General features: G+C 67.7%; 16 protein-coding genes. 12 read left to right on the top strand and 4 right to left on the bottom strand.

The annotated features are described in order from the left end of the window. Positions 1-309: 309 nt before the first annotated feature. From QM595_RS10810 to QM595_RS10790, 5 genes are all read left to right on the top strand, one after another. Positions 310-1,215: a GNAT family N-acetyltransferase gene (locus QM595_RS10810; RefSeq protein WP_415171556.1), complete on the top strand. Its 906-nt coding sequence runs from the start codon at positions 310-312 to the stop codon at positions 1,213-1,215. 46 nt (positions 1,216-1,261) lie between these two features. Next, positions 1,262-2,761 (top strand): IMP dehydrogenase, encoded by a 1,500-nt coding sequence (guaB, locus tag QM595_RS10805; protein WP_415171555.1) that lies wholly within the window; start codon positions 1,262-1,264, stop codon positions 2,759-2,761. 47 nt (positions 2,762-2,808) lie between these two features. Then, positions 2,809-3,183 carry an RNA-binding S4 domain-containing protein gene (locus tag QM595_RS10800; RefSeq protein ID WP_415171554.1) on the top strand — a complete coding sequence of 125 codons (375 nt, stop codon included), beginning with the start codon at positions 2,809-2,811 and terminating at the stop codon, positions 3,181-3,183. Positions 3,184-3,252: 69 nt separating this feature from the next. After that, positions 3,253-4,359, top strand: coding sequence for a GuaB3 family IMP dehydrogenase-related protein (locus QM595_RS10795; protein WP_415171553.1), 1,107 nt, complete (start codon positions 3,253-3,255; stop codon positions 4,357-4,359). 246 nt (positions 4,360-4,605) lie between these two features. Further along, a complete protein-coding gene (locus QM595_RS10790; RefSeq protein ID WP_415171557.1) occupies positions 4,606-6,294 on the top strand; it encodes a glycerol-3-phosphate dehydrogenase/oxidase in 1,689 nt (562 codons plus the stop codon). A gap of 97 nt (positions 6,295-6,391) precedes the next feature. Here QM595_RS10790 and QM595_RS10785 read toward each other — a convergent pair whose 3' ends face one another. Together QM595_RS10785 and QM595_RS10780 are read right to left on the bottom strand one after the other, a co-directional pair. Continuing rightward, positions 6,392-6,862, bottom strand: coding sequence for a hypothetical protein (locus QM595_RS10785; RefSeq protein WP_415171552.1), 471 nt, complete (start codon positions 6,860-6,862; stop codon positions 6,392-6,394). Positions 6,863-6,884: 22 nt separating this feature from the next. Next, positions 6,885-7,109 (bottom strand): hypothetical protein, encoded by a 225-nt coding sequence (locus QM595_RS10780; protein WP_415171551.1) that lies wholly within the window; start codon positions 7,107-7,109, stop codon positions 6,885-6,887. Positions 7,110-7,348: 239 nt separating this feature from the next. Between QM595_RS10780 and QM595_RS10775 the strand changes: the two genes are divergently transcribed. Then, positions 7,349-8,965 carry a succinic semialdehyde dehydrogenase gene (locus tag QM595_RS10775; protein ID WP_415171550.1) on the top strand — a complete coding sequence of 539 codons (1,617 nt, stop codon included), beginning with the start codon at positions 7,349-7,351 and terminating at the stop codon, positions 8,963-8,965. Continuing rightward, positions 8,962-10,704 carry a GMC oxidoreductase gene (locus tag QM595_RS10770; protein WP_415171549.1) on the top strand — a complete coding sequence of 581 codons (1,743 nt, stop codon included), beginning with the start codon at positions 8,962-8,964 and terminating at the stop codon, positions 10,702-10,704. Before QM595_RS10775 ends, QM595_RS10770 begins: the two co-directional genes overlap by 4 nt. 249 nt (positions 10,705-10,953) lie before the next feature. Here QM595_RS10770 and QM595_RS10765 read toward each other — a convergent pair whose 3' ends face one another. Both QM595_RS10765 and QM595_RS10760 read right to left on the bottom strand, forming a co-directional pair. After that, entirely contained in the window at positions 10,954-11,394 is a 441-nt protein-coding gene (locus QM595_RS10765) for a PIN domain-containing protein (RefSeq protein WP_415171548.1), read from the bottom strand. After that, complete coding sequence (locus QM595_RS10760; RefSeq protein ID WP_415171547.1) at positions 11,391-11,597, bottom strand: type II toxin-antitoxin system VapB family antitoxin; 207 nt, start codon at positions 11,595-11,597, stop codon at positions 11,391-11,393. Before QM595_RS10760 ends, QM595_RS10765 begins: the two co-directional genes overlap by 4 nt. Before the next feature lie 77 nt (positions 11,598-11,674). Between QM595_RS10760 and guaA the strand changes: the two genes are divergently transcribed. The 5 genes from guaA (at position 11,675) to QM595_RS10735 (ending at position 20,102) form a co-directional block, all read left to right on the top strand. Continuing rightward, a complete protein-coding gene (guaA, locus tag QM595_RS10755) occupies positions 11,675-13,249 on the top strand; it encodes a glutamine-hydrolyzing GMP synthase (RefSeq protein WP_415171546.1) in 1,575 nt (524 codons plus the stop codon). A gap of 297 nt (positions 13,250-13,546) precedes the next feature. Next, entirely contained in the window at positions 13,547-14,617 is a 1,071-nt protein-coding gene (locus QM595_RS10750) for an ImmA/IrrE family metallo-endopeptidase (RefSeq protein WP_415171545.1), read from the top strand. Beyond that, positions 14,617-15,102, top strand: a complete 486-nt coding sequence (locus QM595_RS10745; RefSeq protein ID WP_415171544.1) for a DUF4411 family protein — start codon at positions 14,617-14,619, stop codon at positions 15,100-15,102. Before QM595_RS10750 ends, QM595_RS10745 begins: the two co-directional genes overlap by 1 nt. Before the next feature lie 59 nt (positions 15,103-15,161). Next, on the top strand, positions 15,162-19,952 hold the full coding sequence (locus QM595_RS10740; protein ID WP_415171543.1) for a DEAD/DEAH box helicase: 4,791 nt from the start codon (positions 15,162-15,164) through the stop codon (positions 19,950-19,952). A 9-nt stretch (positions 19,953-19,961) separates the two neighbouring features. Then, the gene (locus tag QM595_RS10735) at positions 19,962-20,102 is read left to right on the top strand and encodes a hypothetical protein (RefSeq protein WP_415171542.1); all 141 of its coding nucleotides are present in this window, start codon (positions 19,962-19,964) and stop codon (positions 20,100-20,102) included. The last annotated feature ends 122 nt before the right edge of the window (positions 20,103-20,224 follow it).

Genomic DNA, 20,224 nt, shown 5'->3' with positions numbered 1-20,224 from the left:
GTTCTTGTTTTCTGTTGGGGCGGGGGCTGGTCGTGGCTGCCCCCCCCCCCCCCCCCCCGACTCGGCGTTTCTAGGGCCTGCACTTCTGCCGACTCGGCGTCTCTGAGACCCGCACTTCTGCCGACTCGGCGGCGGGAGAGACGAGGCGCCGGCGCATTGGCGCCGGTGCCCCGTCTCACGTGCCAACTGTGTCCCGACAACCCAGCAGCACAGAAGTAATATTACTGACTTACTAGAAATAAACCAGTTGTTCCTTGCCCGAAACCGCTGGAAACGGGCCTGCAACACCCCGCCTGCGATGCTGTGATCATGCTGTGGAGAGTCCGCACGACGCTGCCCGACAAGCCCGGCGCGCTCGCAGGGCTGGCGCACCGATGTGGCGAGGCCGGTGTCAACATCCTCGCGCTGCAGATCTTCCCCGGCGCCGAGGACGTCGTCGACGAGATCGTGATGCGCACCCCGGTCGACTGGACCGAGGCGGACGTGGTCGGCCTGCTGGAGGTGGCCGGAGGAGGTGAGGTCGTGGCGCGAACCTGCACCGAGGCCGCACTCACCGACCAGCCGACCCGCTACGTCGAGGCGGCTCGCGCCATCCTGGCCCGGCCGATGTCCTTTCCGGAGGTTGTCGCCGGGCTCTTCGATGCCGAGGCGGAGCCGGTCGACGGCGAGATCCACGACGTGATGGAGATGACGGTCGGCGACGTCCAGGTCCAGGTCCACCGCACCACTGCCTTCACCGCGACCGAGCACGCTCGGGGGGCTGCGATGGCCGGGCTCGTCAACGACGTACTCGATCGCAGCCAGCGGTCCGCCGCGGTCGTCTCCAACGCCAGCGCACGGCGGCTCGGCAGCGGCGCCACCCCGACGTACGTCGTCGACACCGATGCCGTCTCGGCCTATATCGACGATGCCGTGGTCGGTGTCGCCACGGTCCTCGACGCCTCGGTCAACGAGGACGGCGACACCGTCCGGGACGTCGACCTCAACGTCGACCCGGCCTGGCAGCGGCGCGGCATCGGCACTCGGCTGCTGATGGACGCCGCCCGGATCGCCCATGCCCTCGGCGCCGACGAGATCCTGCTGACCACCCGCCCCGACAACCAGGCGGTGCTGCCGATGGTGCTGGCCGCCGGCCTGCGCGGCCGCATCCGGATGGCCGCCGACCAGCTCACCGTGCGGGTGCCGGTGCGCGACCTGAAGCCGCTGGCCCCCTGAGGCCGGTGAGTCGTCGGCGTCTGTGGCACGCCCGTAGAATCCGACCATGGAGATTCCCGAGAAGTTCGCCACCCTCGGTCTGACCTACGACGACGTGCTCCTGATGCCGGGCTACTCCGACCTGGCGCCCACCGAGATCGACACCACCAGCCGTCTCACCCGCGAGATCGACCTGAGGGTGCCGCTGGTCTCGGCGGCGATGGACACCGTCACCGAGGCCCGGATGGCGATCGCGATGGCCCGTCAGGGCGGCATCGGCGTGCTCCACCGCAACCTCTCGATCGAGGACCAGGCCTACCAGGTCGACCTGGTCAAGCGGACCCAGACGGGGATCATCTCCAACCCGGTCACCATTGGTCCCGACGCGACGCTGGAGCAACTCGACAAGCTCGCCGGCGAATACCGCATCTCCGGCTTCCCGGTCGTCGACGTCGACAACCGGCTGCTCGGCATCATCACCAACCGCGACCTGCGCTTCACCCCGGTCGCCGAGTGGGCCACCACCAAGGTCGACGAGGTGATGACCCACATGCCGCTGATCACCGGCCAGGCCGGCATCGACCGCGACGAGGCCACCATGCTGCTGCGCCAGCACAAGCTGGAGCGGCTGCCGCTGGTCGACGGCGACGGCAGGCTCGCCGGCCTCATCACCGTCAAGGACTTCGTGAAGTCCGAGCAGTTCCCGCTCGCCTCCAAGGACGCCGACGGCCGGCTCATGGTCGGCGCCGCGATCGGCTACTTCGGTGACGCCTGGCAGCGCGCCACCACCCTCATCGAGGCCGGCGTCGACGTGCTCGTCGCCGACACCGCCCACGGCAACGTGCGGATGCTCATCGACATGGTGCGACGGCTCAAGACCGACCCCGCGACCAAGGGCGTCCAGGTCATCGGTGGCAACGTCGCCACCCGCGAGGGGGCGCAGAGCTTCGTCGACGCGGGCGCCGATGCGGTCAAGGTCGGCGTCGGACCCGGCTCGATCTGCACCACCCGGGTCGTGACCGGCGTCGGCGTGCCGCAGATCTCCGCCGTCTACGAGGCCAGCCTCGCGTGTCGGCCCGCTGGCGTCCCGGTCATCGCCGACGGCGGCCTGCGCTACTCCGGCGAGATCGGCAAGGCCATCGTCGCCGGCGCCGACACCGTCATGCTCGGCTCCATGCTGGCCGGCACCGCCGAAACCCCCGGCGAGACCGTGCTCATCAACGGCAAGCAGTTCAAGGCCTACCGCGGCATGGGCTCCATGGGCGCGATGTCGAGCCGCGGCAAGAAGTCCTACTCCAAGGACCGCTACTTCCAGGCCGAGGTCACCGACGACGACATGATCGTGCCTGAGGGCGTCGAGGGTCAGGTGCCTTACAAGGGATCGCTCGGCACCGTCGTCCACCAGCTCGTCGGCGGCCTCCACCAGACCATGTTCTACGTCGGCGCCCGCACCATCTCCGAGCTGCAGGAGAAGGGGAAGTTCATGCGGATCACCTCGGCCTCGCTCAAGGAGAGCCACCCGCACGACGTGCAAGTCACCGTCGAAGCCCCCAACTACCACGGCTGAGGCCCGATGCACGCACATGCCATGGCACGCGCCTCGAGGCTCAGGTCATGACGGCGCGCGTCGACGCCTGGTGCTGGGCGGTGCGGCTCTACAAGTCGCGCTCCCAGGCCACCGCCGGTGCGAAGGCGGGCCACATCCGCGTCAACGGCGAGCGCGCCAAGCCCGCGCAGCCGGTCAAGGTCGGTGACGAGGTGCGGGTGTTCACCGATCGGGAGCACATCGTGGTCGTCAAGGAGCTGCTCGCCAAGCGGGTGAGCGCGCCGCTGGCCCAGGCGGCCTACGAGGACCGCACTCCCGCGCTGCCGCCCCGGGAGGAGCGGCCCGCCCCGGTGTTCCAGCGCGAGCGCGGCGCCGGCCGGCCCACCAAGCGCGACCGGCGAGTGCTGGATCGGTTGATCGCCCGGGGCCGACCGGAGTCGTGACCAGAGAGTGACCCCGAGGGCCACGGATCCTTCACAACCCGTAGCACGGTGCGCCGATAGACTTCCCCGGTGACTGAGATCGAGATCGGCCGGGCCAAGCGGGCGCGACGCGCCTACGCCTTCGACGACGTGGCGATCGTGCCCTCGCGCCGCACCCGCGACCCCGAGGAGATCAGCGTCGACTGGCAGATCGACGCCTACCGCTTCGAGCTTCCGGTGCTGGCCGCGCCGATGGACTCGGTCATGTCGCCGGCCACCGCCATCGCGCTGGGCAAGTTCGGTGGCCTCGGCGTCCTCAACCTGGAGGGCATCTGGACCAGGTACGACGACCCCGAGCCGCTGCTGGAGGAGGTCGCCCGCCTGCGCGGGGCAGACGCGACGCGGCGACTGCAGGAGATCTACGCCGAGCCGATCAAGGCGGAGCTGATCGCCGAGCGGCTCCGCGAGATCCGCGCCGCCGGCGTCACTGTCGCCGGCGCGCTCAGCCCGCAGCGCACCAAGGAGTTCGCCAAGACCGTCACCGACGCCGGCGTCGACCTGTTCGTCATCCGTGGCACGACGGTGAGCGCCGAGCACGTGAGCAGCCAGGCCGAGCCGCTCAACCTCAAGCAGTTCATCTACGAGCTCGACGTGCCGGTCATCGTCGGCGGCTGTGCGACCTACCAGGCGGCGCTCCACCTGATGCGCACCGGCGCCGCCGGCGTACTGGTCGGCTTCGGCGGCGGTGCCGCCCACACCACCCGCACCGTGCTCGGCATCGCGGTGCCGATGGCGAGCGCGGTCGCCGACGTGGCCAGCGCCCGCCGCGACTACCTCGACGAGTCCGGCGGCCGCTACGTCCACGTCATCGCCGACGGCTCCATCGGCAAGTCCGGCGACATCTCCAAGGCGATCGCCTGCGGCGCCGACGCCATCATGGTCGGCAGCCCGTTCGCGCGCGCGGTGGAGGCCCCGGGCAAGGGCTTCCACTGGGGCTCCGAGGCCCACCACGCCGCGCTGCCCCGGGGGGAGCGGGTCGAGTTCGAGCCGGTCGGTACGCTCGAGGAGATCCTGTTTGGCCCCAGCCACGTCGCCGACGGCACCATGAACCTGATCGGCGCGCTGCGCCGCTCGATGGCCACCACCGGCTACACCGAGCTCAAGGAGTTCCAGCGCGTCGAGGTCGTCGTCGGCTGAGCCGTGGCGGGTCAGCTGACGGGTCAGGGGGAGACGGGCCACGTTGCTGTCGACCCTGACGGCGGGTCGGCTGGGCATGAGCGCTGAGTTCATGCGGTCGTCACACCAGTCCTGACAGACTGAGAGCGTGAGCGAGCTTGTGAGCGAACCGAGGGCACCACGCCCGCCCCGAGCACAGCGAGGGGCGAGGGCGTGAGTGCCACCGGAGCGTTGTCGCCCGCTGCTCGTGACGCCGCGCTGTCCGCGATGACCGGCATCGCCGGCGAGGGCGAGCTCGACGTGCTCGTCGTCGGCGGCGGCGTGGTCGGCGCCGGGGTGGCACTGGACGCCGTCACCCGTGGCCTGTCCACCGGCCTGCTGGAGCAGCGTGATCTCGCCTCCGGCACCTCCTCGCGCTCCTCCAAGCTCGTCCACGGCGGGCTGCGCTATCTGGAGATGATGGACTTCGCGCTGGTCCGCGAGGCGCTGCAGGAGCGCGGCCTGCTGCTCACCCGGCTGGCGCCGCACCTGGTCCGGCCGGTGCCATTCCTCTACCCGCTCACTCATAAGGGCTGGGAGCGGCCCTACGTCGGCGCCGGGCTGACCCTCTACGACGGGCTCGCCGCGCTCGGGGCCCTGAAGTCCGGTGCCGGCGACATGGGGCTGCCTCGGCACCGCCACCTGACCCGCAAGGGAGTACGCCGGATCGCACCCGACTTCAAGGCCGAGGAGATCACCGGCGCGATCAAGTACTACGACTGCCAGGTCGACGACGCCCGGCTGGTGCTGACCATCGCCCGCACCGCCGCCCGCCACGGCGCCCACCTCGCCACCCGGGTCCGGGTGACCGGCTTCCTGCGCGAGGGGGAGCGGGTCGTCGGCGTGACCGCCCGCGACCTGGAGCACGACCGCGAGTTCGAGGTGCGCGCCCGGGTCGTGGTGAACGCGGCCGGGGTGTGGACCGACGAGATCCAGGAGATGGTCGGCGGCCGTGGCGCGCTGCACGTGCAGGCGTCCAAGGGTGTGCACCTGGTGGTGCCCCGCGACCGGATCCGCAGCGAGTCCGGCTTCATCGTGCGCACCGAGAAGTCGGTGCTCTTCGTCATCCCGTGGGGCCGGCACTGGATCATCGGCACCACCGATACCGCCTGGGACCTCGACAAGGCGCACCCCGCCGCGAGCCGCGCCGACATCGACTACATCCTCGCCCACGTCAACGCGATCCTCCGCGAGCCGCTCGACCACGAGGACGTGGAGGGCGTGTACGCCGGGCTGCGACCGCTGCTCGCCGGCGAGTCCGAGCCCACCAGCAAGATCAGCCGGGAGCACACCGTGGTCACCCCGGTGCCGGGACTGGTGATGATCGCGGGCGGCAAGCTGACGACGTACCGGGTGATGGCCAAGGACGCCGTCGACGCCGCCGCTCACTCGCTGCGGACCATCGTCACCGCACAGGTGCGCGAGTCGATCACCGACAAGGTGCGGCTGCTCGGCGCCGACGGCTTCGAGACCCGGGCCAACCAGCGGGTGCTGCTCGCCCGCCGCTCCGGTCTGCACGTCGCCCGCATCGACCACCTGCTGGGCCGGTACGGCGGCCTGGTCGACGACATCCTCGACCTGGTCGCGGCCAGGCGGGTCCTCGCGCTGCCGCTGGAGGGGGCCGAGGACTATCTCGCAGCCGAGGTCGTCTACGCCGTCACCCACGAGGGCGCTCGCCATCTCGACGACGTGCTCGCCCGGCGTACCCGCATCTCGATCGAGACCTTCGACCGCGGCGTCTCCGCCGCGCCCAGCGTGGCCAGGCTGATGGCCGCCGAACTCGACTGGGACGAGGCCACGGTGAAGGAGGAGGTCGACCACTACCTGCGCCGGGTCGAGGCCGAGCGCCAGAGCCAGTCGATGGCCACCGACCAGGAGGCCGACGAGGCCAGGGTCAAAGTCCCCGACATCGTCTAGAGTCGCCAGCCGGTCAGCTTGGGACCGGCCGAGGCCTGGAGTGTGAGGCGCACCCAGTACGCCTCACACTCCAGACCTCGGCTGAGACAGTCGTCGCTCAGCGGGAGACTGGGACCTTCGACCCAAGCTCATCGAGAGAGTCGCAGCCCAGCAACCTCGCCGGGGCGGCGAACCAGCCGCCATCCGGTGTCGGCGTGACGATGTAGCTGGCGTCGACCGTGGTGACCCATACCGGGGCGTCGTCAGCCGAACCGAACGGCGTCATCGTCGCGGTCTCGGCCACGGACCTCGTCGTCACCGCCGCTACCGCGGCGGTGACCGACTTGGCGCCCACGGTGTCGGCGTCCGGAAACGCCTCGATGTCGAGGTGAGGGACCGTCTCCCCGGCGCAGCTCGCGGGACCGGAGCTGGTCGACGAGTCACTCGCCGACGTCGCCGAAGTGTCGGCAGGGGCGTCGGCCGCCTGGGCACCGCCCACGATCGTCCACCCGGCGCCAGCCGCGACCAACAAGGCGACCGCAGCAGCCGCGACGACGCTCGCACGGCGAGCGAAGTCGTTGTGTGACATATTCATTGCTCTTCCTCTGCCTCTAGCAACTGCTGACGATGGTGATGGGAGTGATCCGGGCGGCGGGGCTGTAGCCGTACACACCGAGGTTGTAGTTCCTGGTGTACCACCAGGTCGAGTTGCCGGCGATCGTCTGCCCGGTCACATAGAACAACAGACAAACGTCGTGGCTCTTCTGCCCCCACCCGACGGCCGCCGTGGTGTTGGACGGACCTGTCCGGATTTGAACGTCGTTCTTGTTGTACATGCCCGCCCTGCCTCACAGCGTGGCTATCCAACCGGCCGTGCGCCATGAGGTGGGGCCCCTTGGCGAATCTGGCGAAGCTTGCTTCCGTCCGAATTTGTCACCAGGTTGACAAATTGCTGTGGGCGTCCGGAGGTGCCAACAAGCGTCTTCGTGGGCGATCGGGCTCCCGGCGGCAGGACTGCGTCACGAAATGTGACTCATCGGTAGCCTGTGCGACCGCCGTCACATACTCTCGGTACATGAGCGCTTCCAATCCCGAGCACAACCCGGTCGTCGAGGGCCCCCGCGACCCCGAGCACGACCCGGCGGCGTCGTACTCGCTTGAGCCGGAGTACGTCGCCACGCTGACCTCTCGACTGACGGCCACGTCGGGGGAGACCAAGGAGGTGCGCAGCCCGGTCGACGGTGCCCCGCTCGCGCACATCCCGCAGTCCAGCGAGGAGGACGTCGTCGAGGCGTTCGCCCGCGCCCGCCGGGCCCAGGAGAAGTGGGCCAGGACGCCGTACGACCGCCGCAAGGCGCTGCTGCTCAGGCTCCACGACCTCGTGCTGGACCGGCAGGAGGAGATCCTCGACCTGATCGTGCTGGAGTCGGGCAAGGCCCGCAAGCACGCCTTCGACGAGCCGATCCACATCGCGCTCACCGCCCGCTACTACGGCCAGACCCTCGACGCCCACCTCGCCTCCGAGCGCAAGCTCGGGGTGCTGCCCGCGCTCACCCGGGTCGACGTCAACCATGTCCCCAAGGGCGTGGTCGGCATCATCTCGCCCTGGAACTACCCCTTCACCATGGCGCTGTGCGACGGCCTGGCCGCCATCGCGGCCGGCAATGCGGTGGTCGCCAAGCCCGACGCGCAGACCATGCTGACGGCGCTCTACGGGGCCAGGCTGCTCGACGAGGCCGGCTTCCCGAAGGACCTGTGGCAGGTCGTCGCCGGCCCCGGCTCGGTCGTCGGCACCAGCCTGATCCAGAAGGCCGACTACATCTGCTTCACCGGCTCCACCGCCACCGGCAAGCGGGTCGCGGCCGGCTGCGCCGAGCGACTCGTCGGCTGCTCGCTCGAGCTCGGTGGCAAGAACCCCATGCTCGTCCTCGCCGACGCCGACATCGAGCGGGCCGCCGAGGGCGCCGTCCGTGGGGTCTACTCCAACTCCGGTCAGCTGTGTGTCTCGATCGAGCGGATGTACGTCGCCGATGCGATCTACGACAGGTTCGTCGAGCGCCTCACCCAGCGGGTCCAGGCGCTCTCGCTCGGCGCCGGCCTCTCCTGGGAGATCGACATGGGCACGCTGATCAGCGAGGACCAGGTCAGGACTGCCGAGGCGCACGTCGCCGACGCCGTCGCGAAGGGCGCGCGGGTGCTCACCGGCGGCCGGGCCCGCCCCGACCTGGCGCCGTACTTCTTCGAGCCGACGATCCTCGAGGGCGTCACCCCCGAGATGACCTGCTTCGGCAACGAGACCTTCGGGCCGGTGGTGAGCCTCTACCGCTTCCACGAAGAGGCCGACGCGATCGCCCGTGCCAACGACGGCGACTACGGCCTCAACGCCTCGGTCTGGAGCCGCGACCACGCCCGGGCCCGCGCCGTCGCCCGGCAGATCAAGTGCGGCACCGTCAACGTCAACGAGGCGTTCGCGGCGTCGTTCGCCTCGGTGGACGCGCCGATGGGCGGCATGCGCGAGTCCGGCATGGGCCGCCGGCAGGGCCGCGAGGGCATCCTGCGCTACACCGAGACCCAGTCGGTCGCCACCCAGCGGGTGCTGCCCATCGCACCGGTGCTGGGCATGTCCGACGAGACCTACGCCAAGGTGCTCACCACCGGACTGCGGGTGCTGAAGAGACTCGGCCGCGCATGAATTCGCAGCGCACCCACTACGACGTCCTGGTCATCGGCTCGGGCTTCGGGGGATCGGTCACCGCGCTGCGGCTGACCGAGAAGGGCTACCGGGTCGGCGTGCTCGAGGCCGGCGCCCGGCTCGATGACGGCGACTTCGCCGACACCTCGTGGGACCTGCGGAAGTTCCTCTTCAACCCCGCGCTCGGCTGCTACGGCATCCAGCGCATCGACATGGTCAAGGACTGTCTGATCCTCGCCGGGGCGGGCGTCGGCGGCGGCTCGCTGGTCTACGCCAACACGCTCTACGAGCCGCTGGACCCGTTCTACGAGGACCCGTCCTGGTCGCACATCACCGACTGGAAGCAGGAGCTGGCGCCCTACTACGACCAGGCCAAGCGGATGCTCGGTGTCGTCGTCACCCCGGAGATGACCCCCGCCGACGACGTGATGAAGAAGGTCGCCGAGGAGATGGGCGTCGGCGACACCTATCACCAGGCACCCGTCGGAGTCTTCTTCGGCGACCCGGGGACCGAGGCGGGTACGCCGGTCGCGGACCCGTTCTTCGGCGGCGAGGGCCCCACCCGCAACACCTGTCTCAACTGCGGCGAGTGCATGACCGGCTGCCGCCACAACGCCAAGAACACCCTGGTCAAGAACTACCTCCACCTCGCCGAGAAGAACGGCGCCGTCATCCACCCACTGACCACGGTCACCCGGGTGGTGCCGCGCCGGCTGGGCGGCTACGAGGTGCACACCCGGTGGACCAAGGCGAAGCTCTCCCGCCGGAAGGCGACCAAGGTCTTCACCGCCGACCAGGTCGTCTTCGCCGCGGCCGCCATCGGCACCCAGCGGCTGCTCCACACCCTGAAGCGCACCGGCGACCTGCCGCAGGTCTCCGACCGGCTCGGCGAGCTCACCCGGACCAACTCCGAGTCGATCCTCGGTGCCATCGCGCCCAAGGACAGCACCGTCGACTACACCCGGGGCGTCGCCATCACCTCCTCGTGGCACCCCGAGCCCGACACCCACATCGAGCCGGTCCGCTACGGCCGAGGGTCGAACGCGATGGCGTTGCTGCAGACCGTCCTCACCGACGGTGACGTGGATCCTCAGCGGTGGCGCACCTGGCTGCGCGAGCTGTGGCACCACAAGCGCCAGGTCGCCGACCTCTACGACCTGCGGCACTGGTCGGAGCGCACCGTCATCGCCCTGGTGATGCAGGCCAAGGACAACTCGATCACCACCTTCCCGAAGAAGACGCCGCTCGGCTGGACGCTCTCCTCCAAGCAGGGCCACGGCGAGCCCAACCCGACCTGGATCCCGGTCGCCAACGAGGCCACCCGCAAGATGGCCGAGGTGATGGGCGGCGGCACCCCCGGCGGCACCATCGGCGAGCCGTTCAACCGGCCGCTGACCGCCCACTTCATCGGCGGCTGCGCGATCGGCGACTCGCCCGAGACGGGCGTGATCGACCCCTACCAGCGGCTCTACGGCCACCCCGGGCTGCACGTCATCGACGGCTCCGCGGTCTCGGCCAACCTGGGCGTCAACCCGTCGCTGACCATCACCGCGCAGGCGGAGCGGGCCATGTCCTTCTGGCCCAACAAGGGCGAGACCGATCCGCGACCGGCGCTCGGCTCGTCCTACCAGCGGCTGGAGCCGGTCAGACCGGCGCGGCCGGCGGTCCCGGAGCACGCTCCGGCGGCGCTCCGGCTGCCGATCGTCCGGATCACCAAGAAATCCGAGATCTCTTCCTAGCAGGGCATAACCACCGGGTGCCGATCTCGTTGAGGGGTGCAGAACCGGGACATGCTCCCTCCCTTGGATTTTCCGGTTCACGGGTCCAGTCCCTGGGCTGGACCATCAGGGCCCGGCCACCCTCCCTCCCCGGCCGGGCCCTGGTGCATTTCTCCTCTCCGCTGCGCCCTATCCCCGGAACTTGGACACAAGGGTTGGTCGCGCGGCTGACGGGAGGTGGCAGCGTGGAGGACTTTCTCAAAGACGTTCTTAGGTGACCGAGCCGGGCGGGACGATCCAGCGTGCGTGCAACTCGGGGCTGACTCGTGTCAGGTGGTCGAAGTCGGAGTCGTAGTGAACGATGGTGACGGTCTGGCTGGCGTCGGAGTGCCGTAGTGCTGTCGCTGCGATCTGGAGATCGCTCACGCCGACGGCTCGCCCGACGCCAGCAGCGAAGAGCAGGCCTTGGAGGTCGACCGCGATACGGGCCACCTCCTCGTCGGGCGGCAGGAAGACCTTGCTGCGCTGGGCGTCGGTGAGGATGGTGCGGTAGTCACGTGGGCTCCGCGCGGAGTAGCACTCCTCGAGCAGCAGTGGGAGGCAGCCGGCCAGCTCGCCGGTGGCGAGCAGGCCGGCCATCGCCTCAGCGACGGCCGAGACGCGATGGACGCGTTGGATCACGGAGTTGTCGAGCAGGTAGAGCTGCCTCATCGCTGTGCTTGCTCAACGACATCCGGGTCATCGAGGTCGCTGGCGATGCCGGCTTGGAGCCGCTCGAGGTATTCGAGCGCGTGGGCCTTGCGGACCACCTGCTCCAATGCCTCGGTCACCGTTGCCCGCTTGGTCGTCTGACCGGTCGCCGCCATCGCTTCGGCCATCAGGTGCTCGTCCACGTCGATCAGTGTCTTCGGCATGCCTGGCCTCCTCTTGATATCCAGAAATCGATCTCAGTATATCGAGGCGCAGGAGGGTGGCCGGATAGGATCCAGCCATGACGGACAGCCCTGAGCACGACCTTGTCCTCGTTGTCGACTTCGGGGCGCAGTACGCCCAGCTGATCGCCCGCCGGGTGCGGGAGGCGCGGGTCTACTCCGAGATCGTGCCGCACACCATGCCGGTGGCCGAGATGCTCGCCAAGGGACCGAAGGCGATCGTCCTGTCCGGCGGCCCGTCGAGCGTCTACGAGCCGGGTGCGCCGGCGATCGACGGCGCGGTCTTCACCTCGGGCACCCCGGTCTTCGGCATGTGCTACGGCTTCCAGCTGATGGCCCGGGGCCTGGGCGGCACGGTGTCGGCGACGGGTTCGCGGGAGTACGGCCGCACGCCCGTCTCGATCGGCCATGGCGGCGTACTGCTCGGCGGGATTCCGCCGGAGCACAACGTCTGGATGTCGCACGGCGACTCGGTCACCGCCGCCCCGGAGGGCTTCGCGGTGCTGGCGTCGACCGCGGCCACCCCGGTAGCCGCCTTCGAGAACGTCGAGGCCGGTCTCGCCGGCGTGCAATGGCACCCCGAGGTGCTCCACTCCGAGCACGGCCAGCGGGTGCTGGAGCACTTCCTCTGGGACATCGCCGGGTGCCGGCAGACCTGGACCATCGGCAATATCGCCGAGGAGCAGATCGAGCGGATCCGCGCGCAGATCGGCGAGGACGGCCGTGCCATCTGCGGGCTCTCCGGCGGCGTCGACTCCGCAGTCGCGGCAGCGATCGTGCAGCAGGCGATCGGCGACCGGCTCACCTGCGTGTACGTCGACCACGGCCTGATGCGCAAGGGCGAGACCGAGCAGATCGAGCGCGCCTTCGTGGCCGCCACCGGCACCCGGCTGGTGGTCGTGGACGCCGAGAAGCAGTTCCTCGAGGCGCTCGCCGGGGTGAGCGACCCGGAGACCAAGCGCAAGATCATCGGCCGCGAGTTCATCCGCACCTTCGAGGCGGCCGAGGCCGACATCGTCAAGAGCGCGCCTGCGGGCACCAAGGTGAGCTTCCTGGTCCAGGGCACCCTCTACCCCGACGTGGTCGAGTCCGGCGGGGGAGCGGGCACCTCCAACATCAAGTCCCACCACAACGTCGGCGGCCTCCCCGAGGACCTGGAGTTCGAGCTCGTCGAGCCGCTGCGCACCCTCTTCAAGGACGAGGTCCGACTGGTCGGCGAGCAGCTCGGCCTGCCGCCGGAGATCATCTGGCGGCACCCCTTCCCCGGCCCCGGCCTGGGCATCCGCATCATCGGCGAGGTCACCCGCGAGCGGCTCGACATCCTCCGCGAGGCCGACGCGATCGCCCGCGCCGAGCTCACCGCCGCCGGCCTGGACCGCGACATCTGGCAGTTCCCGGTGGTGCTGCTGGCCGACGTACGCTCCGTCGGCGTCCAGGGCGACGGCCGCACCTACGGCCACCCGGTCGTGCTCCGCCCGGTCACCTCCGAGGACGCCATGACCGCCGACTGGGCCCGGCTGCCCTACGACGTCCTGGAGCGGATCTCCACCCGCATCACCAACGAGGTCCCCGAGGTCAACCGCGTCACCGTCGACATCACCTCCAAGCCCCCCGGCACCATCGAGTGGGAGTAAGACCCGTGGCTTGACCTGCGGAAACGCTGCTCATCTCGTACCGGTTGGTACGTGTTGGAGCGTAGCTCAAGGGTCCGACGGGTGTGGTCTGGCCTCGATCAGCCGTCGAGTGTCGGAGGTGGAACCTAGGCTGGATGGCTCGAAGGTCCGGGTCCTTCAGCCGAGACCGGCCTTCGCTGGCAGACTTTGACCAAGTCACGAGGAGAAAGGGGTCGGCACATGGCTACTGTCCGCGTTCCAATCGCGCCACCCTTGCTTGCGTGGGCTCGATCCCGTGGCGGTCACGACGACGATGCCATGCGGCGCAAGTTCGCCAAATGGGATGACTGGCTCGCGGGTGACGAGCGCCCGACCCTCAAACAGGCGCAAGACCTCGCCCGCTTCTCTCATGTGCCGTTCGGGATGCTCTTGCTGCCGCAGCCACCTCGGAGTGAGCTGCCTATCCCAGACTTCCGACGAGGTCGCGGCGCGCTCACAGAGCCGAGTCAGAACCTGCTCGACATCATCCACCTCGCACAGCGGCGTCAGGACTGGTTCCGGGAGCACCTGCAGCAGGTGGGTGCGGACGAGCTTCGGTTCGTTGGGAGCGGACGTGACCGATCCGTTGACGAAGTCGCTGCTGAAATCCGGAAGGCGCTTGACTTCGAGGTGCCTCGCACTGGCATGCGCTCTGCCGACGACGCCCGAAAGCACCTCGTCCGGAAGTTCGAGGAGCTGGGCGGACTGGTCAGCGTGTCTTCTATGGTCGGCAATGACACCCACCGGGGTCTCGACCCGGAAGAGGTTCAGGGTTTCACTCTGCACGACCGGTTGGCTCCCTACGTCTTCGTGAATGCGGCGGACAGCAAGGCCACGCAGGTCTTCTCCCTGCTCCACGAGCTTGCGCACGTCTGGCATGGCGACACGGGCCTGAGTGCCGAGGGGTTCGGCAGCGACGGCGATGGCGTCGAAGCGTGGTGCAACAGGGTTGCGGCTGAGGTTGCCGTGCCGAAGGCCGACCTTCGTAGCCGGTTCGACCCCACCGCGTCCGACCTGACGCGGGAGCTGGGCCGTCTGGCGAAGACCTACCACTGCTCCACCGTCGTCATCCTGCTCCGGCTGCGGGACACGAGCCTTCTTCGTGGCATCGACTTCGACGCCGCCTATCGTGCCGAGGTCGATCGGCTGGCCGAGTTTCGCGCCGGGAGCGGTGACGGCGGCGGTGACTTCTATCTGAACCAGCCCTACCGGATCGGGGAGACCCTTTCCCGGGCTCTCATCCGTGACGCGCTGGCGGGCCAGACGCCGTTCACGGAGGCCATGTCCTTGATGTCCTTCAGCAATATGTCTGTCTTCGACAAGTACGCCACCCACCTCGGTGAGGCCTGATGTACCTGTTCGATGCGAACGTCTTCATCACCGCTGCCCGTCTCTACTACGCATTCGACCTCGCCCCCGGCTTCTGGGAGTGGCTCGCAGCTCAAGGCGACGCTGGAAACATCGGCTCGATCCCTCGCGTGAAGGCAGAGCTGACCGGCAGTAGCGATCCACTGTCGGAGTGGGCGAAGGCGCGACCAGACGGATTCTGGATCGCTGAGTCGGCGGACACGTTGGCAAGCGCGGGGCTCCTCACAGCGTGGGCGGTGAGCGACGGACTGCCCTACACCAACGCCGCCAAGGAGGAGTTCCTCGCCTCCGCCGACTACATGCTGATCGCCGAGTGTCATGCGTCGTCGATGCCGCTGGTCACCCACGAGAAGTCGAGCCCGAACTCGAAGCGCAAGATCTTCATTCCGGACGTGTGCCGTGCCCATCAGGTTCAGTTCGAGGACCCGTGGCAGGTGCTCCGGGCGCTCGGTCTTCGGTTGGGCTAACTAGCTCCATTCCGTCGGTCCTGCCTCACAGAGCGAGACGTCTCCGGCAAGATTGGCGTGTGACTGTCTCCATCCATGAGCTTCTGGGCGATCTGCGCTCCACTGCCCTTGACGAGCGCGACAAGGGAGACAAGTTCGAGCGGCTGATCAAGGCGTTCTTGAAGACTGACCCGGAGTGGTCGGCTAAGTTCTCTGACGTCTGGCTGTGGTCGGAGTGGGACGGTCGGGGCAACGTTCCCGACGTTGGGATCGACCTCGTTGCCAAGCACAGCGACCGCGACGGGTTCGCTGCGATTCAGGCCAAGTTCTACGACGCTGGGAACAAGGTCTCCAAGGCTCACATCGACTCCTTTCTCGCGGCCACGATGCGCCCGGACTTCCAGTTCACGACCCGGTTCGTGTTCGACACCTCGGCGGGGTGGACCAACAACGTCGAGAAGGAAGTCCAAGGCGTCGTTCAACGGGTAGATATCTCGCTGCTGGACGAGGCTGCCATCGACTGGTCTCAGTACCGCTGGGAGACCCCCGAGGTCGTCGTCTCCACGGGCAAGAAGAACCTGCGGCCTCATCAGGCGGCAGCCTTGAGCGATGTCCGGGCCGGACTCGCCACCCATGATCGTGGGAAGCTCATCATGGCCTGCGGCACGGGGAAGACGTTCACCTCGCTACGGATCGCAGAGGAGCAGGTTGGCGCGGGCGGGCGGGTCCTGTTCCTCGTGCCTTCGATCCAGCTCTTGAGCCAGAGCCTGCGCGAGTGGATGGCCAACTCTGAGGTAGACATTCGGCCTTTCGCTGTCTGCTCCGATGTGCGGGTGGGGCGCAAGGCAGCCTCGGATGACCTTGCAGATATCTCCACCATCGACCTGACCGAACCGGCCACCACGGACGCGAAGAAGCTTGTGGACAGGATGGCGACCGGGAGGTATGCCAAGGAGCGGATGACGGTCGTCTTCTCGACCTACCAGTCCCTGCCGGTTGTGATCGAGGCCCAGCAGCAGGGGCTGGAGCCCTTCGATCTGATCATCTGCGACGAGGCTCATCGGACCACGGGCGTCACGCTGGCCGGGCAGGACGAGTCGGCCTTCGTGAAGGTCCACGACAACAACCTGATCCATGCCTCCAAGCGGCTCTACATGACCGCTACCCCGAGGGTCTTCGGTGACGAGGTCCGCGCCAAGGCCAAGGATGCCGACGCGATCCTCGCGGACATGAGCGATGAGGACACCTACGGCCCGGAGCTGCACCGGCTCGGGTTCGGCGACGCGGTCGAGGCCGACCTGCTGACCGACTACAAGGTGCTGGTGCTCGCGGTCGATGAGCAGTACGTCGCGGAGAACTTCCAGAACGCGATGGCCGAGTCCGGCGAAATCAAGCTGGACGAGGCAGCCAAGCTCATCGGGTGTTGGAACGGCTTGTCGAAGAACTTCGGCACGGGCGAGGGCTCCGCTGACGGTTGGGGTTCACCGATGCGGACAGCCGTCGCGTTCGCTCAGAACATCAAGGCGTCCGAGCTGGCATCGGCGGCGTTCCCGACGATGGTGGATCGCGCCCTGCTCGACGTGCCCGAGGGTAGGAACCAACTCCGGGTCGAGGCCAAGCATGTTGACGGAACGATGGGCATTCACGACCGCAACACCCGCCTGTCGTGGCTCAAGGAAGCAACGCCGGACAACGTCTGCCGGATTCTGACCAACGCACGGTGTCTCTCTGAGGGCGTCGATGTTCCCGCGCTGGACGCGGTCTTGTTCCTGACCCCGCGTGGCTCGCAGGTGGACGTGGTCCAGTCGGTGGGCCGCGTCATGCGGAAGGCCCCGGGCAAGGAACTGGGTTACATCATCTTGCCGGTGGTCGTGCCCTCTGGGATCGCGCCCGAGGACGCTCTGCGGGACAACGAGCGATACAAGGTGGTCTGGCAGGTGCTGCAGGCGCTGCGGTCCCACGACGACCGTTTCCACGCGCTGGTGAACAAGCTTGAGCTCAACAAGAAGCGGCCCAGCGACAAGCTCGACATCATCCCGATCAGCACGCCCCGCGACGACGACGGCCTGCCCTCCGATCAGCCGAGCGACGACCCGGATCGTAAGAAGTGGGCCGACCCGGCCGCCTTCGACTTCCCGACGGACGCGTTCCGTGACGCGATGTATGCCCGGATCGTGCAGAAGGTCGGAGAGCGCCGCTACTGGGAGTCGTGGGCACGCGATGTAGCCGACATCGCTGCCGCCCACGTCGCCCGGATCAAGGGCCTCCTCGCGGACGAGACCTCCAACCCGGCACGCGAGTTCGAGGTCTTCCTCGCTGGTCTTCGCGGCAACCTCAACGACAACATCAGCCGCGACGAAGCCATCGACATGCTGGCCCAGCACCTCGTCACCCGACCGATCTTCGAGGCCCTCTTCGACGGCTACGACTTCGCCGCGAACAACCCGGTCGCCAAGACGATGGAGCTGATGCTCACCTCGTTGGATGAGCACAACCTCGACGCCGAGAACGAGACGCTGGAGAAGTTCTACGCCTCTGTCCGCCGTCGCATTGAGGGCGTGGACAACGCCGAGGGCAAGCAGCGGATTCTGGTCGAGTTGTACGACAAGTTCTTCGCGGTCGCGTTCAAGAAGACCGTGGACAAGCTCGGGATCGTCTACACGCCTATCGAGATTGTGGACTTCATCCTCAGGTCCGCTGACGCCGTGCTCAGGCAGGAGTTCGGGCAGGGCCTGACCGACGAAGGCGTCCACATCCTCGACGGCTTCACCGGCACTGGAACCTTCCTCGTCCGGCTCCTGCAGTCCGGCCTGATCGAGCCCCACGACCTTGCACGCAAGTACGCCGAGGAGATTCACGGCAACGAGATTCTGCTGCTGGCCTACTACATCGCCTGCGTCAACATCGAGACCACCTACGCCGAGCTGACCGGCCACGAGCAGCCGTTCCCCGGCCTGATCCTCACCGACACCTTCCAGAGCTGGGAGCCCGAGGACCGCACTGACACAAGCGTGTTCCCGGAGAACAACGAGAGGCTGGAGAAGCTCAAGGCCCTCGACATCCGGGTCGTGCTGGGCAACCCACCGTACTCAGTCGGTCAGGACTCTGGAAACGACAACAACCAGAACGAGGCGTACCCGGCGCTGGACGAGGCGATCAACGCGACGTTCGTCAAGCGATCTACCGCTGGACTCAGCCGGAACATGTACGACTCCTATGTTCGAGCGTTCAAGTGGGCCTCACTTCGCATCAAGGACCGAGGTGTGGTCGCCTATGTCACCAACGGCGGCTTCCTTGACTCGAATAGCGCTGACGGGATGAGGAAGACCCTCGCGGACGAGTTCACCTCGATTCACGTCTTCAACCTCCGGGGCAACCAGCGCACCGCTGGCGAGCAGTCACGCAAGGAAGGCGGCAAGGTCTTCGGAGGCGGCAGCCGAGCGACCGTCGCCATCACGCTTTTGCTGAAGAATCCCGACAAGAGCGGTCCCGCGAAGATCAGCTACACCGACATTGGCGACTACCTGACCCGCGAAGAGAAGCTCGACAAGGTGGGCGCTGCCACGAGCGTTCTTGATCTTCCATTCGTCGTCATTACACCGAACGAACACGGCGACTGGCTTACGCAACGGCGGGACGACTTTCCAGCCTTCGTTCCCCTCGCATCGGGCCCGGCGGACACCGGAGTGTTCGGCGCGAATGGATACGGGCTCGTGACAAGCCGAGACTCGTGGGTGTACGGCTTTAGCTCCGAGAAGGTCGCGGCGAACGTCGCCCGGATGATTGAAAACTACGAGTCTGAACGAGCCTCAGGAAGCCTTGAACCCACGGCGACCAGCCCGTCAGAGGTCGGGTGGAGCCGGGGCCTTCGGAACCGGCTCAGGCGCGGCGAACTCATCGTGTTCGATGACGAGGCTCTGCGAGCAGCGTCATATCGACCCTTCCAGCGTTCTTGGGTCTACCTCGATCCGAAGGTGAATGAAACGACCGGTCCAGCCGTCCGCGAGTTCCCAGCGGGACGTCGCAATCACGGCTTCGTGCTCCCGGGTGTCTCGTCCCACGCACCTGCTTCTGTCCTCATGATCGACGCCTTGCCCGACATGCATCTGCTCGACACGGGGCAGGTCTTCACGCGCTGGCACTATGAGCAGTTCGCGGACGCTGGAATGCTCGACCTCGGTGGCGACGGTGAGGTGGTGGACGGCTACCGACGCATCGACAACATCACCGACGAGGCACTCAAGCGCTTCTCGGCGGCGTACCCGTCAGAGACCGTCACCAAGGACGACGTGTTCTTCTACGTCTACGGACTCCTGCACTCCCCGGAGTACCGGGAGACCTACGCGACCGACCTGAAGAAGATGCTGCCTCGCATCCCGCTGGTCAAGGACTTCCGTGGCTACGCCGACGCCGGGCGCAGGTTGTCGGAGCTGCACCTGAACTACGAGACCGTCGAGCCCTACCCGCTGGAAGGGCTGGCTGTGGAGCCTCAGGGCGACCCGTACGCCTTCTTCGCGGTCACGGACAAGCGGATGTCCTTCGGGAAGGCGAACGCCGCTCAGAAGGCCGCAGGAGAGCGCTACGACCGCACGGTGATCCACTACAACCCCCGCGTCACGCTCTCTGGCATCCCTGAGGACGCCTACCGCTACATGCTGGGAACGCGCTCCGCCATCGAGTGGATTATCGACCGCTACTACGTCAAGACCGACAAGGCGTCTGGGATCGTCAACGACCCGAACGACTGGAGCCGGGAGGTCGGAGACCCGCGCTACATCCTCGATCTGCTCGCCCGTGTCGTCACGGTCAGCGTGGAGACCAACATGATCGTGGACGGCCTGCCTGCCCTCGACATCCTCGAAGGCGCGTGAGTCGGTCGCATGGACTCCTCGCTGGTGACCCAAGGGATCGTTGCCGGGTCAACGCTCTTGGCCTCGCTGGGCGGCTACCTGCTCGCAGGGCGTAACGAGGCGCGTCGGGACGAGCGCACCCTGCGCCGGGAGATTGAGCTTAAGACCTGACTCGTGCCACTTGACGGTGATTTCGGGGTCGGCTTCGTGTTTGTGCTGGTCAGGGCGTTGCGGACGAGCTGATTGACACACCCCGCTTGGCGGTACGGTCGGCGTTTGTGGTGTTCGTGCGG

The organism is Nocardioides sp., assembly GCF_047607185.1.
Classification (GTDB): Bacteria; Actinomycetota; Actinomycetes; order Propionibacteriales; family Nocardioidaceae; genus Nocardioides.
Note: the sequence above shows the minus strand (reverse complement) of the source record. Positions and strands in the feature narration are given on the sequence as shown.

What these genes read in the sequence shown, in the direction of transcription:
- QM595_RS10810 (WP_415171556.1), top strand. Translation starts at nt 310, where the DNA reads ATGCTGTGGAGAGTCCGCACGACGCTGCCCGACAAGCCCGGCGCGCTC.
- guaB (WP_415171555.1), top strand. Translation starts at nt 1,262, where the DNA reads ATGGAGATTCCCGAGAAGTTCGCCACCCTCGGTCTGACCTACGACGAC.
- QM595_RS10800 (WP_415171554.1), top strand. Translation starts at nt 2,809, where the DNA reads ATGACGGCGCGCGTCGACGCCTGGTGCTGGGCGGTGCGGCTCTACAAG.
- QM595_RS10790 (WP_415171557.1), top strand. Translation starts at nt 4,606, where the DNA reads ATGACCGGCATCGCCGGCGAGGGCGAGCTCGACGTGCTCGTCGTCGGC.
- QM595_RS10785 (WP_415171552.1), bottom strand. Translation starts at nt 6,862, where the DNA reads ATGTCACACAACGACTTCGCTCGCCGTGCGAGCGTCGTCGCGGCTGCT.
- QM595_RS10780 (WP_415171551.1), bottom strand. Translation starts at nt 7,109, where the DNA reads ATGTACAACAAGAACGACGTTCAAATCCGGACAGGTCCGTCCAACACC.
- QM595_RS10775 (WP_415171550.1), top strand. Translation starts at nt 7,349, where the DNA reads ATGAGCGCTTCCAATCCCGAGCACAACCCGGTCGTCGAGGGCCCCCGC.
- QM595_RS10770 (WP_415171549.1), top strand. Translation starts at nt 8,962, where the DNA reads ATGAATTCGCAGCGCACCCACTACGACGTCCTGGTCATCGGCTCGGGC.
- QM595_RS10765 (WP_415171548.1), bottom strand. Translation starts at nt 11,394, where the DNA reads ATGAGGCAGCTCTACCTGCTCGACAACTCCGTGATCCAACGCGTCCAT.
- QM595_RS10760 (WP_415171547.1), bottom strand. Translation starts at nt 11,597, where the DNA reads ATGCCGAAGACACTGATCGACGTGGACGAGCACCTGATGGCCGAAGCG.
- guaA (WP_415171546.1), top strand. Translation starts at nt 11,675, where the DNA reads ATGACGGACAGCCCTGAGCACGACCTTGTCCTCGTTGTCGACTTCGGG.
- QM595_RS10750 (WP_415171545.1), top strand. Translation starts at nt 13,547, where the DNA reads ATGCGGCGCAAGTTCGCCAAATGGGATGACTGGCTCGCGGGTGACGAG.
- QM595_RS10745 (WP_415171544.1), top strand. Translation starts at nt 14,617, where the DNA reads ATGTACCTGTTCGATGCGAACGTCTTCATCACCGCTGCCCGTCTCTAC.
- QM595_RS10735 (WP_415171542.1), top strand. Translation starts at nt 19,962, where the DNA reads ATGGACTCCTCGCTGGTGACCCAAGGGATCGTTGCCGGGTCAACGCTC.